The sequence below is a fragment of the Ruegeria sp. AI2 genome (assembly GCF_056541275.1).
In genome coordinates, this window is the sequence record NZ_JBQFYB010000056.1 from 1 (window position 1) to 1,145 (window position 1,145).

A 1,145-nucleotide genomic window follows, 5' to 3' on the forward strand; every position below is an offset into this window, starting at 1 on the left:
CTTCCCACGGGCTGGCCTGGATACGGGCGTCTTCGAGCCCAAGCGCCTCGTCGAGCGAGGCCAGACGTTCATGGGTCTGGCGATAGGTCCGGTGTAACTCGAGAAACGCGCGGGCTAAAGCCGGCGCATTGGACGCGGTCAGGCGCAGATCGGCCAGCGGGGGCAGGGCGTCTGCAAAGACAGGGTCCGCCAGCGCTTCGCGCATATCCGAGACAAGCCGTTCGCTATCGCCCGTGCTGAGCTCGGTCACATCCATACCGAATTCCTGTGCCAGCGCGAGGACAACCGTCGTCGAGATTGGACGATTGTTGTTCTCCATCTGGTTCAGGTAAGGGAGTGAAACGCCGAGTTTCGCAGCAAATTCCCGCTGCGTGAGGGTCAGGCGCGTGCGCATCTCGCGCAGCTTTGCGCCAGCGTAGAGCTTTTGGGTGGCCATAGGCGTGCCTTTGCAACTATTCAACACGCGTAAGCTAACTTTGCAAACCCTGATGGGCAAGCCGTGTTACAGTCCCAATTGCCGTTCGCGCCAGATGACTGCACTGATGGCTGCGATCGCCAAGACGGCCGTTGCCAACATCAGCCAAAGCAGTGGCATCGCACCCGTTTCGACTGTTAAGAGAGCGCCGGCTAACGCGCTCAGCGCGGCGCCCCCGCCCAGCATGATTGCTCCGCTCAGGCCGGATGCGGTCGCAGCCAGATGCGGGCGCACGGACAGGGCACCCGCAGTCGCGTTTGGAATGGTCATGCCATTGCCCACCCCAACAAATGTCATGAAGCCAAAAAAGATAAGCGCCGATCCATAGCCCGCCAGAAACAGTGCCGCTGATATGGCAACGCCAAGCGCGTTCATCCAGCATCCCCACAGCACCATCCTGTTCACACCAAAGCGAACGGAGTATCGCCCGCTGACGAAGTTACCAACAAAGTAACCGACAGCCGGAGCACCGAAATAGATCCCGACTTCGGCAGCGCTCAGGCCAAACATTTCGGTGCCGATAAACGGCGCACCCCCGAGATAAGCAAAGAAGGCCCCCGAGGAAAACGCCGAAGACAGCGAGTATCCCCAGAACCGCGGTGACATTAGCAGCTCGGGATATTCTCTGAACTGTTGCAACAGCGTCTTACCACTTTTGGCCGCTGTTTCC

The 1,145-nt window shown here is 59.7% G+C and carries 2 protein-coding genes; both read right to left on the bottom strand.

The window, feature by feature from the left end; all coding sequences use genetic code 11:
- On the bottom strand, positions 1–436 hold a 436-nt coding region (locus ACR0LL_RS21105), incomplete at its 3' end, for a helix-turn-helix domain-containing protein (protein ID WP_480589256.1).
- Between the two features lie 66 nt (positions 437–502).
- Positions 503–1,145, bottom strand: a 643-nt coding sequence (locus ACR0LL_RS21110) for an MFS transporter (RefSeq protein ID WP_480589258.1), incomplete at its 5' end; no start/stop codon positions are given.